General features: G+C 48.6%; 16 protein-coding genes. All 16 read left to right on the top strand.

The window, feature by feature from the left end; genetic code table 11:
- The first annotated feature begins 375 nt into the window (after positions 1-375).
- The 16 genes from coxB to ACQKPA_RS10690 all read left to right on the top strand — a co-directional run bounded on the left by coxB (position 376) and on the right by ACQKPA_RS10690 (position 16,233).
- Positions 376-1,425 carry a cytochrome c oxidase subunit II gene (gene coxB / locus ACQKPA_RS10765; protein ID WP_071222063.1) on the top strand — a complete coding sequence of 350 codons (1,050 nt, stop codon included), beginning with the start codon at positions 376-378 and terminating at the stop codon, positions 1,423-1,425.
- Between the two features lie 86 nt (positions 1,426-1,511).
- Positions 1,512-3,359, top strand: a complete 1,848-nt coding sequence (gene ctaD, locus ACQKPA_RS10760; protein WP_427492778.1) for a cytochrome c oxidase subunit I — start codon at positions 1,512-1,514, stop codon at positions 3,357-3,359.
- Positions 3,356-3,976, top strand: a complete 621-nt coding sequence (locus ACQKPA_RS10755; RefSeq protein WP_009590523.1) for a cytochrome (ubi)quinol oxidase subunit III — start codon at positions 3,356-3,358, stop codon at positions 3,974-3,976. Before ctaD ends, ACQKPA_RS10755 begins: the two co-directional genes overlap by 4 nt.
- A gap of 3 nt (positions 3,977-3,979) precedes the next feature.
- Positions 3,980-4,303 carry a cytochrome C oxidase subunit IV family protein gene (locus ACQKPA_RS10750; RefSeq protein ID WP_071222061.1) on the top strand — a complete coding sequence of 108 codons (324 nt, stop codon included), beginning with the start codon at positions 3,980-3,982 and terminating at the stop codon, positions 4,301-4,303.
- Between the two features lie 100 nt (positions 4,304-4,403).
- On the top strand, positions 4,404-5,312 hold the full coding sequence (gene ctaG / locus ACQKPA_RS10745; RefSeq protein ID WP_427492030.1) for a cytochrome c oxidase assembly factor CtaG: 909 nt from the start codon (positions 4,404-4,406) through the stop codon (positions 5,310-5,312).
- A 24-nt stretch (positions 5,313-5,336) separates the two neighbouring features.
- Positions 5,337-5,801: a DUF420 domain-containing protein gene (locus ACQKPA_RS10740; protein WP_098741840.1), complete on the top strand. Its 465-nt coding sequence runs from the start codon at positions 5,337-5,339 to the stop codon at positions 5,799-5,801.
- A 495-nt stretch (positions 5,802-6,296) separates the two neighbouring features.
- Positions 6,297-7,022: a hypothetical protein gene (locus tag ACQKPA_RS10735; protein ID WP_427492028.1), complete on the top strand. Its 726-nt coding sequence runs from the start codon at positions 6,297-6,299 to the stop codon at positions 7,020-7,022.
- Between the two features lie 75 nt (positions 7,023-7,097).
- Entirely contained in the window at positions 7,098-7,499 is a 402-nt protein-coding gene (locus ACQKPA_RS10730) for a GntR family transcriptional regulator (RefSeq protein WP_427492026.1), read from the top strand.
- Between the two features lie 7 nt (positions 7,500-7,506).
- Positions 7,507-8,409, top strand: a complete 903-nt coding sequence (locus ACQKPA_RS10725; RefSeq protein ID WP_427492024.1) for an ABC transporter ATP-binding protein — start codon at positions 7,507-7,509, stop codon at positions 8,407-8,409.
- Between the two features lie 22 nt (positions 8,410-8,431).
- Complete coding sequence (locus ACQKPA_RS10720) at positions 8,432-9,334, top strand: ABC transporter ATP-binding protein (protein WP_427492022.1); 903 nt, start codon at positions 8,432-8,434, stop codon at positions 9,332-9,334.
- Positions 9,327-10,631: an ABC transporter permease gene (locus ACQKPA_RS10715; protein WP_427492020.1), complete on the top strand. Its 1,305-nt coding sequence runs from the start codon at positions 9,327-9,329 to the stop codon at positions 10,629-10,631. The genes ACQKPA_RS10720 and ACQKPA_RS10715 overlap by 8 nt, the downstream gene beginning before the upstream one ends.
- A 79-nt stretch (positions 10,632-10,710) precedes the next feature.
- Positions 10,711-10,893: a hypothetical protein gene (locus tag ACQKPA_RS10710; RefSeq protein ID WP_427492018.1), complete on the top strand. Its 183-nt coding sequence runs from the start codon at positions 10,711-10,713 to the stop codon at positions 10,891-10,893.
- Between the two features lie 121 nt (positions 10,894-11,014).
- Positions 11,015-12,229, top strand: coding sequence for a TraB/GumN family protein (locus ACQKPA_RS10705; RefSeq protein WP_427492016.1), 1,215 nt, complete (start codon positions 11,015-11,017; stop codon positions 12,227-12,229).
- Between the two features lie 238 nt (positions 12,230-12,467).
- Complete coding sequence (locus ACQKPA_RS10700) at positions 12,468-13,475, top strand: LacI family DNA-binding transcriptional regulator (protein WP_427492014.1); 1,008 nt, start codon at positions 12,468-12,470, stop codon at positions 13,473-13,475.
- 380 nt (positions 13,476-13,855) lie between these two features.
- Positions 13,856-15,220 carry a cytochrome ubiquinol oxidase subunit I gene (locus tag ACQKPA_RS10695; RefSeq protein WP_427492012.1) on the top strand — a complete coding sequence of 455 codons (1,365 nt, stop codon included), beginning with the start codon at positions 13,856-13,858 and terminating at the stop codon, positions 15,218-15,220.
- Positions 15,217-16,233, top strand: coding sequence for a cytochrome d ubiquinol oxidase subunit II (locus ACQKPA_RS10690; protein ID WP_427492010.1), 1,017 nt, complete (start codon positions 15,217-15,219; stop codon positions 16,231-16,233). Before ACQKPA_RS10695 ends, ACQKPA_RS10690 begins: the two co-directional genes overlap by 4 nt.
- The last annotated feature ends 56 nt before the right edge of the window (positions 16,234-16,289 follow it).

Below are 16,289 nucleotides of genomic sequence, written 5' to 3'. Positions count from 1 at the left end.
GAAGGAGACCTCCTTATGTCATGGGTGTCCAGATAAATGGGGGGCGGCTGCATATAGATTCAAAAAGGCGGAAATGACTGTATATATAGCTATGAAGGCTGTCGCAGACAGGGTGTGAAGAATGTCGAATGATGGGTCACGGGATGGCGGATACGGTTTGAAAGCGATTGCAAAATCAGTAACGGCGCGACTTTGACGACTTTTCGAACAATTTGTGAACTCCCTGTGAATGATTGACAAAAGCAACCCATGAACTTATATTTAATAAGTGATTGCTTTAATTGACAGGATTACTTCATCCGTGATTGTGCAGGTAGATTACCGCTGTTTGCGCCGGATGGTAGTCTACGAAAATCGGAAAAGTGGGGTAGATCAATGATGAAACGGTGGCAGGCTGTAAAGCGTCTTCTTCCTTTGATGGCCATGTTTGCTTTGGTGTTATCCGGCTGCGGCCGAGAGGATTTGTCGGTCTTAAGACCACAAGGTCCGGTAGCACAAGGTCAACTGGATTTAATTAAGCTCTCCATTTCGATTATGATCGTCGTAATGGTTGTGGTATTTGGAATCGCCGCATACGTGCTTGTTAAATTCCGTCGAAAGAAGGGACAAGATGAAATTCCTGAGCAAGTAGAAGGTAACCATAAGCTGGAGATTATTTGGACGGCGATTCCGCTGCTCTTGGTACTCGTGCTTGCAGTTCCTACTATTCAAAAGGTATTTGCTTACGGAGAGAACGACTGGAACAATCCAGATGCAGTTAAGGTGGAAGTTACTTCTCATCAGTTCTGGTGGGAGTTCAATTATCCAGACTACGGCGTAAGAACCGCTCAAGAGCTGGTTATTCCTGTAGGCAAGAAAATTGCTTTCCAATTAAAAACGAATGATGTGCTTCACTCCTTCTGGGTACCATCGCTCGGCGGCAAGATGGATACAAACACAGAAGGCAGCGTTAACTACATGACTCTGGTTGCTGACAAAGCAGATACATACATTGGTAAATGCGCAGAGTTGTGCGGTCCTTCTCACGGATTCATGGAATTCCGGGTGAAAGCGGTTGACGATGCGACATTTGACAAATGGGTTGCGGCATTTAAAGAACCTGCTGTGCTCCCTGCCGATGCGGCACTCGCCGAGAAATTCAAGACCAACTGCCTTTCTTGCCACGCTGTGGGCGACCAAGGCGGAGCCATGGGTCCTAACCTGACGGGCATTGGATCACGTGAGACGATTGCGAGTATCTTGCTGAACGACATAAGCGGCAAACCAGGCACGAAGCCAACGAAAGACAACCTGGTGGAATGGCTGATGGAGCCTCAGGCTGTAAAACCTGGCAACACGATGCCAAATCCGAAGGATCTCGGCTTCAGTGACGAAGAAATCGAGCAGATTGCCGATTACTTGGCCAATTATAAGTTGGATTATTAATACAGCAGCAAGAACTTTAAAAGGGGGTACAAACCTTGGCTCACGCTCATGCTCAAAGCCATAGCGTCAAACGCTACACGGGGTTAATGGATTGGCTTACAACCGTTGACCACAAGAAAATCGGGATATTATACCTGATAGCGGGCGGCTTCTTCTTCGGGATTGGCGGTATTGAAGCGATTCTGATTCGCTTGCAGCTGATCAAGCCGATGAACGATCTGGTATCGGCTCAAGTATTTAACGAATTGATTACAATGCACGGAACGACAATGATTTTCCTTGGCGTTATGCCAGTTATCTTCGCCTTGATGAACGCGGTTATTCCGCTTCAGATCGGTGCACGTGACGTCGCATTTCCATTTTTGAATTCGCTAGGATTTTGGACGTTTTTGTTCGGTGGACTTTTGCTCAATCTTAGCTGGATTATGGGCGGCGCGCCTGATGCGGGCTGGACATCGTATACACCGCTTTCCACAAATGACTACTCGTCCACGCACGGTGTAGACTTTTATACCATAGGTCTTCAGATTGCAGGTCTGGGTACATTGATCGGTGGTATCAATTTCCTGGCTACCATCATAACGATGCGTGCACCTGGAATGTCCTTCATGAGAATGCCAATGTTTACATGGACGGCTTTCATTACATCGGCCATGATCCTGTTCGCATTCCCTGCAATTACGGTAGGTCTTGTATTGCTTAGCTTTGACCGTTTGCTCGGTGCCAATTTCTTTGATGTTGCGGCTGGCGGTAGCTCCGTATTGTGGCAGCATATTTTCTGGATCTTTGGTCACCCTGAAGTCTACATTCTGATTTTGCCGGCATTCGGTATTATTTCAGAAGTTATTCCGACATTCTCCCGTAAACGTTTGTTCGGATACAGCTCCATGGTATTTGCAACCATCCTGATCGCCTTCTTGGGCTTCATGGTTTGGGCTCACCATATGTTTACGACAGGTCTTGGTCCTGTAGCGAATGCGCTCTTCTCCATCGCAACGATGCTGATCGCCGTTCCTACCGGTATCAAAATCTTTAACTGGCTCTTTACGATGTGGGGCGGTCAAATCCGCTTTACCAGTGCAAATCTGTTCGCGATCGGTTTCGTACCGACGTTCGTAATGGGCGGAGTTACCGGCGTCATGCTGGCATCTGCTCCGGCAGACTTCCAGTTCCATGATACGTACTTCGTTGTAGCTCACTTCCACTACGTTATCGTTGGTGGTCTGGTATTCGGTTTGTTTGCCGGATTGCATTACTGGTGGCCAAAAATGTTCGGTCGCGTACTGAACGAAACGCTTGGCAAATGGACGTTCTGGTTGTTCGCAATCGGCTTCCATATGACATTCTTCGTACAGCATTTCCTTGGATTGCTGGGTATGCAGCGGCGGATTGTCTCTTATCTGCCGAATCAGAATTTTGACGAACTTAACTTTATCAGTACCATCGGCGCAATCTTGATGGGGATCGGCGTTTTGGCCTTCTTGGCAAACGTTGTGATCACTTCGAGAAAACCGGTTGGTGCTCCGGCCGATCCATGGGAAGATGGCCGTACGCTCGAGTGGAGTATTCCTTCTCCACCGCCAGAGTACAACTTTAAGCAAATTCCGCTTGTTCGCGGCATTGATGCTTATTGGAAAGAGAAGATGGCAGGCAATAAAGAGATGACACCATCCGAACCGGTTGGTCCGATCCACATGCCTTCACCAAGTATCCTTCCGTTTGTGATGTCACTGGGTCTGTTTATTGCGGGTCTTGGTTTCATGTTTAGCACGGAGGACTTCTCGAATTCGTTCATGAGCTTAATCTTCAATAAATATATCGTTCTGATTGTTGGTCTTCTGATTACGTTCGCTGCAATGATCGCTCGTTCCCTGTACGATGATCATGGATATCACATCGAAGTTGAAGAACTGGAAGGGGAGGGTAAAGCATGAGTCACGCTGAACATGTAAACGGCGAACTTCCTCACGAGCCGGAGAAGGCAACACTCGAAGGCCGTAATAAGGTTCTTGGTTTCTGGCTCTTCCTCGGTGGAGAGGCGGTGCTCTTCGGTACGTTGTTTGCAACGTTCCTGGCGCTTCGCGGACAGAACAACGAAGGCCCAACCGCAGCTGAGCTGTTCTCTCTGCCGATTACGGCAGCGGCAACGCTGATATTGCTTGTCAGTTCCTTGACCAGTGTGTTCGCTATTCAGGCGCTCCACCGTCACAATATCGAGAAGCTGAAGTTGTGGCTGATCGTAACCGTTGTTCTGGGTCTTGGGTTCCTTGGCCTTGAAATTTATGAGTTCTATGAATATGTTGTGCATGAATCGTTTAACATGAAGACGAGTGCATTCTCGTCTGCATTCTATACGCTGGTTGGCTTCCACGGTGCCCACGTTGCTTTCGGGGTTGTGTGGATCAGCCTGTTGATCGCTCAGCTGTACAGAAAAGGGTTAACCGTAGTTACAGCACCTAAGGTATATGTTTCTGCCATGTACTGGCACTTTATCGACGTTGTATGGGTGTTCATCTTCTCGGTCGTATACCTTCTTGGAAAGGTGGGCTAAGGAATGACTGCGAATCAACAATCTAATGAGGGGCCTACAGTAAAACACCGCCATCGTGTGGAAGGCCCTGAGAAACACATTGTTGTCTTTATTTTCTCGATCGTCCTGACTGCGATTGCTTTTGCGGCCGTCGCAGCCGGTGGCATCAACACAGCATTTACGATCATCATTTTGCTGGTTATGGCTGTGTTGCAGGTGTTCGTGCAAATGGGTTACTGGATGCACTTGAAGGACAAAGGGCATCTGATGCCAATCCTGTTTATGATTGGCGGGTTCTTCGTAGCTAGTACCTGTATTGTCATGGCACTGTTCTGGGTTTGGTGGTAGAATGAAAAAGAGGTGGGCTACTTCAGCCCCCTCTTTTTTTAAATCGTAGGAAGGTGTCACAATTTCGACAGAATTTAACCCGTTAAGGGGAGGTTTTTGCATGCTGGGCTTAGAATATTTTAGTTTTGCAGATAAATGGAGTCCCTTGTTCCTGGCATTTATGCTGCTCGTAACAGCAGGCTACTTCCTGTTGACCGGGCCGCTGAGCAGTAGATTCGAAGGGAGCGCTCCGGTTTCCGCAGGAAGGAAAACACTGTTTGTAGGCGGTATGTTTACGTTCTATCTTGCGCAGGGTGGACCTATTGAACTGCTGGGGCATACGATGTTCTCTTTTCATATGGTCAGTATGGCCATGTCCTATTTAATGGCGATGCCGCTCTTGATTCTGGGTATTCCTGTCTGGATGTGGCGCTCCTTCGATAAGGTCAACCCGTTTAAGAAGCTCGGTTTTCTTGCGCGTCCGATCGTTGCCGCGGTTCTGTTTAACGGCTTGTTTTCTTTTTATCACGTCCCGGTTATCCATGACTTTGTCATGTTGAACTTCTGGGTGCACCGTTTGTACTATTTGATCCTGTTCATCGCCTCACTGTTGATGTGGTGGGCTATCATTAACCCGATTCCGGAGAAGGACAAGTCCTCAGGTCTTTTGAAAATGGGATACATCTTTCTCAACATGGTATTGCTAACTCCGGCGTGTGCGCTCATTATTTTCTCGAGCGAGCCGATGTACGCAACCTACAGCGATCCGGTGGTATGGGCGAAGGCGATGGGGTACTGCGTGGCTAGTGATACCTCGGCATTGCTCAGTCAATTTGGCGGACCAGAGTTCTTCGGTTATCTGGAGCCTGCGATTGATCAGCGAGTGGGCGGGATCATCATGAAGTTTTTCCAAGAGATTATTTTTGCCTCGATGCTGGCCTATGTGTTCTTTCATTGGTACAAACGAGAAAATCAGGAAGACGATCCTTTGCCTAGCGAGATTCCTCCCGGCAAGCTCAATCAGGCGTAAGGGGATTATTGAAGGGGGATCCATATGGATTGGTTTTTTATATTTCCCACGGTCAGTACAACGTTTATTGTTATCAGCGCCGTGCTGGTAGCGATTGGCTGGGGTCTTATCATTAAGGGGAAGCGCGAAGCCCACAAGAAAGTGATGATCTGGGCGGCCGTCGCCGCCGTCATTTTCTTTATCATCTATTCCTCGCGCACCGTATTCATCGGCAACACGTCATGGGGTGGTCCTGATGATCTGCAACCGTACTATCAGGTATTCCTGGTCTTCCACATTGTGCTGGCTACCGTAGCAGCGGTCTTCGGGATTACGACATTGACCCTCGGCTTCAAGGAGAAGTATTCCAAGCACCGCAAGTGGGGCAGAGTCACGTCAATCATCTGGTTCTTTACCGCCATTACCGGCGTAGCCGTGTATACCTTGCTGTACCTGTTATATCCGGGCGGGCATACCCAGCCTGTATGGAAAGTGATATTTGGAATGTAAGCGTGGGAGAACACCCGTCAGAGCAATCTGGCGGGTGTTTTTTTATTGGGCAGGCGGCTCATTTGTGAGGGCAGAAGTGGGGAGTTTATCCACTCCGGTCGCTGTTGAAACCAGGAAACTGGGATTAGACGAGGTGGATGTTTCCCGGTTTCAAAAGCGAACGCCAGGTCTCCTCCACGGCTACACTCCCCTGGTACAGGGAAGCTCTTGCATGAGCCGCCGCAGAACAGGGATGGTGACACCGGTCAGGAAGCCTCGGACGGGTGTTTAGGGAGTGTGAGGGCAGAGGTGGTGGGGGGGTGTATCCGCTCCGGTCGCTGTTGAAACCAGGATCATCATAAAATTTTACAACTTCCATTGACACTGTTTATATACACACTATATACTGTGTATAAAGATATACACAGTGAGCACAGTAATCACACTAAGCACAGTGAAACTTAAACTGCGATGATAACGAAATGAATACATGAAGAAATGAAAGGGTGAGCCGCATTGCAACAAGTTCTCCATAATGCGATGAAGATCGTGAAGAAAGACTTCGCTAGCGACAAGCTCCAAATTGTATGGACCATGCTGTTTATGGTGTATATGGGATTTGCCACCAGCGTTATCATTGACAATCAGTTTGAACATTTGGATGAGTACATCAATCCACTGATTGACTTTCTATTGGTATTCTACGCTCCGTTGTTGGGATTCCTTTTTAGCAGGAGGTCTTTCCGGTATCTGAACGAGGATTCATACACCAGGATGCTGTATTTTTACCGGAGTATACCGGTACCGGCCTCGGCTATCTTCGTAAGCCGGGTCATGAACTCGCTGATCGCTTTCATAATAAACGGCAGCGTATTATTTGGAGTCATTTATGCGATAGGCAATCATATTAGAGCCGCGATGGATATCCCGAGCTATATTGCATTTATACTGACCTGGATCGGCATCGGATTTTTAATAACAGGACCCTATATTTACTGGGAAAATATGTGCAGCGGTAAGAGGTACTTCGGGATTTCCCTTCTGGTGATGGTGCTAACCTCCGGAACGGCCGTTATGCTTAGCTTGCTGGGCTACAGTACTTTCGATTTTGTTGTGAGAGCCGCCATGAAATGGAGCCTGTTATCTCCGGTGATGTGGGGTTCGCTGATTGCGGGATTGGCGTCCATGCTGCTAATGAGCAAATTAACCTACACCCGGCAGCAGACCAGGGATTTATCATGAAGGAGATGAAGATGAATCCGTATGGAATTGCAATAGCACGGGTCTATGTACAAGAGAAAAGTGAGGTGATAAAAGGTGCGAATTCCGATTCAGATCAACGAAAATAGCGCAGAGCCTTTATATCACCAGATTGAAACACAGCTGCGCTCGCTCATTATTAGCGGTCAGATTGAGGAGGGAATGTTATTGCCGTCCATTAGGGAATTTGCCGGGAATCTGAACTGTAGTGTCATTACGGTACGCAGGGTGTATCAGGATCTTGAGAATGAAGGATTGCTGCGAACGAGGCAAGGTACGGGAACCTTCGTTGCCGGTGTCGGGGATCAGGCCCGTGAACAGTATAAACGCGATGCGGTTATAGAGGCGTTAAAAATAGCAGTCGAAAAAGGGCTTGCCGTTCAGTTTAACGAGGATGAATTGAAGGAGCTGTTCATGGAAGTGATCCGGGAAATATTCGATGCAAAAGGAGGTCGTTAATTACGCCATGGAACCACATATCATTGAATTTCGTAATGTCATTAAACGACGGAGAACGAAAACCATCGGTCCGATCCAATTATCGATCCCCCAAGGATATATTGTCGCTCTGGTGGGACCCAACGGCTCGGGAAAAAGCACCCTGCTGAACATGATGATGCAGACCGTGTTTCCGGACGAAGGCGAAATCACCTGGTTCGGCGAGTCATACCGGGGAGAGCTTCCGGTCTCGATCCGTAAACAAATGGGCTTCGTTCCTGAACAGCTAAGCGTAGAGGAACAGCATTTGACGGTAGATGAAGCGGCCAGCTTTCGCGCATCCTGGTATGACACTTGGGACGGTTATTTTTTCGATGAGCTGCTATCCCGGTTCGATGTCCCGCGGGGCGTAAAACTGCGCAAGATGTCCAAAGGGGAACGACGCAAGTTCGAGATCGCCGCTGCACTTGCACCAAGGCCCAAGTTCTTGCTGCTGGATGAACCTTCTTCCGGTCTCGATCCTTTCGCTTGGAAGCTGATGATCGATCAGCTGCACAAAGTGATGAAGTCCATGGACACAACGATCGTGCTCTCAACCCATGTTGTGGATGAAATCCGGCGCCTGGCGGACTACGTCATTCTCATTCATCATGGGAAGCTGCTGGGCATGGTGGAGAAGGACTCGCTGCTGGATAACTGGAAGGAGTGCTGGATACAAGGGGATGCCTCCATTGTCGAGGAGCTGCCGGGTATTCTGAGTTACAAACAAGAGACAGCAACAACGATTTCTTTTATAACGACGGAATGCTTGGAAGTGGAGAAGATCCTGCAGTCTGCAGGCATGCCGTTTATTCAGACCCGTTCCCTGGAGCTGGATGAAGTGCTTCGATTATGGATTGACGGAAACATTCCTGCCAACGTGCAGAACTAGGATAGAGAGGGGTTTTTACGATATGCAACGCTTGCAATTAGACAATGTAGTTAAGATTTATGCGGACAAAACGGCGGTAAACCGGATTTCGCTTCAGGTTGAGGAAGGTGAGATCTACGGGCTGCTCGGGGCAAACGGCGCCGGCAAAACAACCACCATGCGGATGGTGCTTGGGCTGATCTACCCGGATGACGGAACGATTCTGTATAACGGCAAGCCGTATAACAAAGAATTGCGTCACATTATGGGTTACTTGCCGGAGGAGCGCGGGTTATACCCGAAAGTGAAAGTCAGCGAGCAGATTTCCTATTTGGCACAGCTGCGGGGCATGTCCGCGAAAGATGCGGATAAGAGTCTGAAATATTGGCTGGAACGGTTTGAAGTACCTGACTATTACGATAAGAAGATTGAAGAACTATCTAAGGGTAACCAGCAAAAAATGGGCTTTATCGCAGCAGTTGTTCATGACCCGCAAATTCTGATTTTGGACGAAGCCTTCAGTGGTCTGGATCCGGTGAACGTCGAACTTCTGAAATCAACGGTAAAAGAACTCCGCGACAAGGGCACGAGCATTCTGTTCTCCACCCACCGGATGGAACATGTCGAGGAATTGTGCAAAAACATTACGATTCTCCATCGCTCCAATACGGTGGTAAAAGGGAATTTGAAAGATATCAAATCCAAGTATCCTCGTGAAGAGGTGGTGCTAGGTACGTCCGGTGAAGTTAGGGGGCTTGAAGCACTGGCCGGCGTAACGGCTGTGGAGCGGACAGAGGACGGCTACTCCATCCGGATCAGCCAGGTTGATGCAGCGCAAGAGATTTTGAATACAGCCATGTCGCAAAGCACGATCCATCGGTTTGAAGTGAAGGAGCCGACACTCAATCAAATCTTCATAAAGGCGGTAGGTGAATCCAATGAATAATATGTGGACCGTTATCCGATTTACGTTCATGAATAAAGTAAGAACGAAGTCCTTTCTTGTTTCAACCTTGATTTTTGCACTCATTATTACGATCGGGATTAATCTTCCTTTTCTGATTCAAATGTTTACGGGAGATAAGGCGGGCTCCGAAGAAACTACACGCATCGGTCTGGTTTATGGACAGGAGCAGACGCTCGCCGAACAACTGGAGACTACCTGGAGTAACCTGCCGTCGACCTCCTATGAATTCGTCAAATACGAAACGGCAGATGAAGCAGCTCTGAACAAGGACATTGAAGCTGGCGTAATCGAAGGTTATTTGAAATTTGAAGCGCAAGAAGGCAATACGTTCCCGACCGTGGTTTACACCTCTGAAGACGAAGCCATGAGCCCGGAACTGCAATCCAATCTGCAAGCAGCCTTGCAAGTGGCGAAGACTCGCAGCATCGTAGACGGATTGGATTTGTCCGAAGCGCAGATCAATGAGCTGAATACGCCGGTTCAAATCGACGCTCGGGGTATTGATCCTACAGAAACAAGTAACGCGGGCGGAGCTTCCGGAGAGAAGGAAGGGGCCTCCGAGGTTATTAACTACATCGTCGTGTATGCACTGATTATTCTCTTCTTCTTCACTTTGATGGGGACAGGTAACATGATCGCTTCGGAAGTAACGACGGAGAAGAGTTCCCGCATTATGGAGATCTTGATTACAAGCGTATCTCCGCTGAGCCAAATGTTTGGTAAGGTTATCGGCATGTTCCTGCTGGGACTGTCACAGATCGCGGCATTTGGAGTTGTAGCCGCCGTGAACTTGATGCTGCCGCACAATATGGATACATTGAAGGACATGAATCTCGACCTGACGGCGATCGATCCGATGCTGCTGGTGTTTGGTTTGATCTTCTATATCCTTGGCTATTTCTTGTATGCGATGCTCTACGCGGCCATTGGTTCGATTGTCAGTCGTACCGAGGATTTGGGGCAAGCCGTTATGCCGATTACGATGCTGTCGCTGGTGGCGTTCTATATCGCAATCTTTAGCCTGAGTGCGCCGAACTCGATGCTGATGAAGGTGTCTACTTACATCCCGTTCATCTCGCCGACCACGATTCTGGTTCGCATCGGACTTGGTGATATCCCAGTATGGGAGATTCTTCTCTCGCTGGCGATCTTGGTCGTAGCCATTCTCATTTTCGGCTGGCTGGCAGCGAAAATCTATCGTACCGGCGTCCTGATGTACGGCAAGCGCCCTACATTTAAGGAGCTTAGAAAAGCGATGAAGGCATATAAGATGTAAGTATAAGCAGCACAAGTGATTTCAATTTTAATGGCTGTCGTTAAATCTGATACTGATCCTTAATAGCGAGGTTGTTAAAATGACCAAAAGTACTAGCTCGAAATTATTAATGTTTTTAAGCGCTGCTGCAGTCGTGATTTTGTGCGGCTTCATGTTCAACACGGAAGGTTCTGCGCTAAAGGTTGCCATGCAAGAAGGATTAATGGGAGCAGTTGCCGTGATCGCTGTAGCAGGCTTATGGGCTGCTGGAGCAAAGAAGTAGAAGATATGGGGGGCGCCATGCCAATATCAGTATGGCGAACATAACCCCATAAAATAAATAGCATGATGCACGGCTGTTCTTAATCGCACCCGATTACACCAACATAAAGGAGATTACATAAATGAAAAATTGGAAAAAAATGATATTGTCACTCACGATTTCGGTAGGTTTGCTTGCTTCGGCAGTACCTGCCATGGCTGCTCCACAGCAGCCAGCAGTAAAAGTGGATAACGAAGTAGTTGAATACTCCCGTGGCACACCGGTTATAGATAAGGGCACAACGCTCGTTCCGCTCAGAACAACGCTCCAGGCGATGGATGTGAAACTGACGAATGCTGCAGATGACACGATCCATGTGGTTGTGGACGGCAAAACCATTACGCTGAAAAGCAAACTGAAACAAATCAATGGCGTAACGTATGCGCCAATTCGGGTTGTTGGGGACGCTGCGGGCTATAAGGTTAGCTGGGATGCGAAAACTCGCACCGTTGTGCTGGTTTCCAAAGAAACGGAGGTCGCACAAACGGGTGGCCGCGGCTTCATGTGGGAAGTGGAGAGCAACGGGAATACAGTTTATCTGGTAGGTTCCATGCACATCGCGGATGACAGCTTCTACCCGCTGCGTCCGGAGTTTGAAGAAGCATTTGCCGAGGCTGATTATCTGGGCGTCGAGATTGATATCAGCAAAGCGGCGGATGAGGAGCAGCAGAAACTGATCATGGATCTGGGAATGTATCAGGATGGGACAACCTTGAAGGACCATGTATCCAGTGAGACCTATGCCAAGCTTGGTGAAATTCTGAAGCAAAGTGGCATGCAGCCGAACGCACTTGATGCATTCAAGCCTTGGGTTGCCGAAACCACAATTAGTAGCCTGAAATCCGTGAAAGCCGGGTACGACGCATCAGCTGGAATCGACCTGTATTTCATCCAGAAGGCCATTGAACGCAAAGTGCCGATTCTGGAACTGGAGACTTATGGATCTCAGCTGGGCATGTTTAATAGCTTCTCCAAGGAGCTGCAGGAGAAAAACCTCAATACCGCCCTCGATAACTTCGACGTGCTGGATGAGAGCGTGAACCAGATGGCCGAAATGTGGAAAACGGGGAATGACGAGCAGCTGCTCGAGTTCACCAACAGTATATCGGGTGACGAGGAATATAACAAAGCGATGCTGATCGACCGCAACATCGGCATGGCAGACAAAATCGACGGATATTTGAAAAACGGCAAAAACGAAGAGTATTTCATTGTTGTTGGGTCAGCCCATTATCTGGGTGAGCATGGCATCGTGAAGCTGCTGCAGGATAAAGGCTATACTGTCGTCCGCAAATAGATAGCTGCAGGGTTGTAGTCTTCTAGAATCTGAGAAACGGAAACCTTCCAATGATCGGCATTCGATCACTGGAAGGTTTTTTAATTGCAAAACAGGGAGCATGTCGAATCTGTATTTATGCCCATCTCGTAGGGGCGGTGCTTTTGTTAAATTAGCTTCGCGGCCAGGCCTCCGTGCATGTATACTAGTGTTAAGTCAATGTAAACGTACGGAAAATATGCCGCAAGGAGTATAAACAATGAAGGTTAGTATATTTGACGTAGCCAAAAAATCAGGACTGTCCGTCGTGACGGTTTCACGTGTCTTAAACGGTGCCGAATCCGTTCGAGAGAAGAACAGACTAAAGGTTCTGGAAGCCATCAAGGAGCTTGATTACCGTCCCAATGCGGCTGCCCGGAGTTTAGCACGCGGTAAGACAGGAATCGTTGGGTTGATCGTAACTACCCTTCAGGACTCTTTCTTCGACGCTGTGGTCAAGGAGCTGAATGAGGTGCTGGCATTGCACGGTTATTTCCTGGCCATTTCGGTCTCTACGGGTATAGGCTCCGACGAGGCCCATTATCTGATTCAGGAAGACCGCGTGGACGGACTGATTCTGCTCTCGCCGCTAGAAGAAGACAACTATATCGTGGAAATGAAACGCCGAAATATCCCTTATGTCCTGATAGACAACCAGAAGCCGGATAATGACGCTTATTCCGTCACCATAGACAACTACAAAGGCGGCTATACCGCAACGAAGCACCTGCTCGATCTCGGCCATACCTCCATTGCGCATATCAGCGGGCAGGATATGTTCCGCAGCACGAGGGAACGTCGCAGCGGCTTTCTGCAGGCGCTTGAGGAAAAGCGCCTGGCGCCGTTCGAAATGATTACGGGCGATTTCGAAATCGACTTTGGTTATGATGTCTGCTGCAAATGGCTGCGGGAAGGACGACTTCCTGCCGCCGTATTCGCAGGCGATGACAATATCGCGCTCGGGGTCCTGAACGCTCTTTTGGAAGAAGGCATCCGGGTTCCGGAACAGGTAGCCATTGTCGGCTATGACGATCAGTATATCTCATCCAAGCTGCGCCCCCATTTGACAACGGTCCGGCAGCCTACTGACCGGATTGGGCTTGCGGCAGCGGATATGCTGCTGAAGCGCATGGATGGTACGATGAAACGCGGGGGCAATGTTCGAATTGACCCTGAGCTCATCGTGAGAGAATCTACGGTTAGACCTGTGCAAGATGCGCCTGAATAAACAGAAATACACTTTTATATAGAAATAACGAAGAGTGCCTGGTCCCCGAATTAACGGGGACTTTTTCTTTTTTATCGACTGTATGCATAGATGAGCATGAATGGTTGACGACGACAATAATGCATTCGCAAGCCGTCGGCCCGCTTACGCCCCAGCAGCTTCAAATACCATACATCGGTTAATAGAACAATGACCCGATAGAGTGATTTTCTTGTTTTTCACCGAGTTGTCGGAAAGATTCGATTGTTTATTGAACGAGAGGCTTTCGTGATTCATTTGAGATATTCCTTCGTTATAATAACGTTTAAATATCGGGTATGTACTTATTAGGGTTAATCCCGATAAACGAATGAACAGGGTTTGAAAGGAGGCAGGATCTCGTGGTTATAGATACGGTGCTGTGGAGCAAATGGCTGACGGGGCTAACCTTGGCGTTTCACGTCATTTTTGCCACGGTTGGCGTCGGTGTTCCGTTAATGATTGCCATTGCCGAATTCGTTGGTATACGTAAGAAGGATCTCCATTACACGCTCATGGCCAAAAGGTGGACACGAGGGTTCGTTATTTCGGTGGCGGTTGGCGTGGTGACTGGAACGGCGATCTCCCTGCTGCTTGCGCTTGTTTGGCCGAACTTTATGCAAGTGGCGGGGAATGTCATTGCGCTCCCGTTATTTATGGAGGTTTTTGCGTTCTTTTTTGAAGCCATTTTCCTGGGGATATATATGTACACGTGGGATCGGTTCCGCAACCCGTATATCCATTGGCTGCTGACGATTCCGATTGTTGCCGGGGCAGGCATGTCCGCTATTTTTATTACGACGGTGAACGGATTCATGAATCAGCCTGGAGGCTTTGTCATGGAGGCAGGCCACTTTACGGCGGTTAACCCGCTGCAAGCGATGATGAATACGGCGACGCCTTCAAAAGTATTCCATGTACTAACCTCGGCCTATTTAACGGGCGCTGCCCTGCTGGCGGGTATCGCAGCCTACGTTATTCTGAGAAAAGGGGCTTCGGCATATTACAAAAAAGCATTGAAACTTATGATGGGGGTTGTTCTGGTGTTCAGCCTGCTGACAACCTTAGCCGGGGATATGTCGGCCAAGTTTCTGGCAGAGCATCAACCGGAGAAGCTGGCCGCTGCAGAATGGCATTTTGAAACGGAAAGCGGTGCGGATTTAATATTATTGGGCTGGCTCAATGCGGAGCAGAAGGTCATGGGAGCCATTCATATTCCGAAAGCGCTCAGCTTCCTGGCTTTTGGAGACTTTGGTGCCGAGGTAAAGGGGCTGGAGGAGTTTCCGATGGATGAAAGACCGCCGCTGCTTGTCCACTATTTGTTTGATTTCATGGCCGGGATCGGTTTTGTTCTGTTGGCCGTTGCGGTCCTGTATTTCCTGTTTTTGTTCTGGAAGAGACGCAATGAGCTCAACAAGTGGCTGCTTCGGGCCATTGTTTTTAGTGCGCCCCTTGCATTTTTGGGCGTTGAAATGGGCTGGTTCTATGCGGAGCTCGGGCGGCAGCCGTGGATAATCCGCGGATATATGCGCGTAGAGGAGGCAGCTACGACTTCACCGAATGTGAGGATTCTCTTTTTCCTCTTCCTGCTGCTGTATTTTGTACTGGGGACCATGTGTGTCTTTGTACTGAGACGGTTGTTCCGTAATAAACCGGCAGAAGCCGAGCTGGACGAGATTGTAAAAGAGAAGCGCGATCAAACCACGGGAAAGGGTGAGCCGGTATGATCGATTACGAGTTGATAGGCATCTCCGTCCTTTGGCTGTTTTTATACGGCTATTTAATTATAGCTTCCATTGATTTCGGCGCTGGTTTTTTTGCCTTCTATGCCCGTCTGACGAAGCAGGACCACCTGATCAATCGATTGATATCCCGTTATTTATCGCCGGTGTGGGAGATTACCAATGTGTTTTTTGTCTTTTTCTTTATCGGCATCGTCGGTTTTTTCCCGGACACGGCCTATTATTATGGCTCTGCGCTGCTTATACCGGGAAGCATCGCCATTATTCTGCTGGCGATCCGCGGCTCCTTTTACGCGTTTGAAAATTACGGCTCCAAAGAAAATATCGTGTATCTGTTTTTATATGGGGCCACAGGTTTATTGATTCCGGCTTCCTTGTCGGTAGCATTAACGCTTTCCGAAGGCGGTTTTATTGTGGAAAGAGGCGGGGCTGTTTCTTTGGAATATTGGACGCTCATCACCAGTCCGTTGTCGTGGAGCATTGTTGCATTGGCCATCGTATCGGTGCTGTTTATAAGCGGATCGTTCCTGGCCTTCTACGCCTCCCGGGCGGACGATCAGCCAGCGTTAAAGCTGGTGCGCACCTATGCCCTGTTTTGGAGTACGCCCACCATTATTGCCGCGCTCACGGCATTTATTTTCCTCAGTCAGCATAATGAGCGGCATTTTCAAAACATGATGGATTTATGGTGGCTGCTGGCGCTTTCCGTTGGTTTTTTCATGGCAGCCATATGGCTGCTGTACAAAGGACGCCGCTACGGACTGGCTTTTATTTGTGTCATGCTGCAATTTTTCTGTGCATTTTTTGCATACGGCATCGGGCAGTATCCTTATATTCTGGATCCGTACATTACCATTCAGAGCGGGGCCACGCATGAGTCGATGGGCGCTGCGCTTGTGGCAGCCTTTATCGGTGGCCTATGCCTGCTGATTCCGTCCCTTATACTGGTCTTCAGGCTATTTCTGTTTGATGCGGATTATGTAAAAGGCAAAAAATAATCGGGGCTTGGGTATCACTTATGTAGGGGTACTTGCATCGGTTTTGTACAAAGGAG

The sequence above is a fragment of the Paenibacillus sp. NPDC093718 genome (assembly GCF_050279985.1).
In the GTDB taxonomy this organism is placed as follows: domain Bacteria; phylum Bacillota; class Bacilli; order Paenibacillales; family Paenibacillaceae; genus Paenibacillus_AQ.
This window is presented reverse-complemented; position numbering and strand designations above follow the sequence as displayed.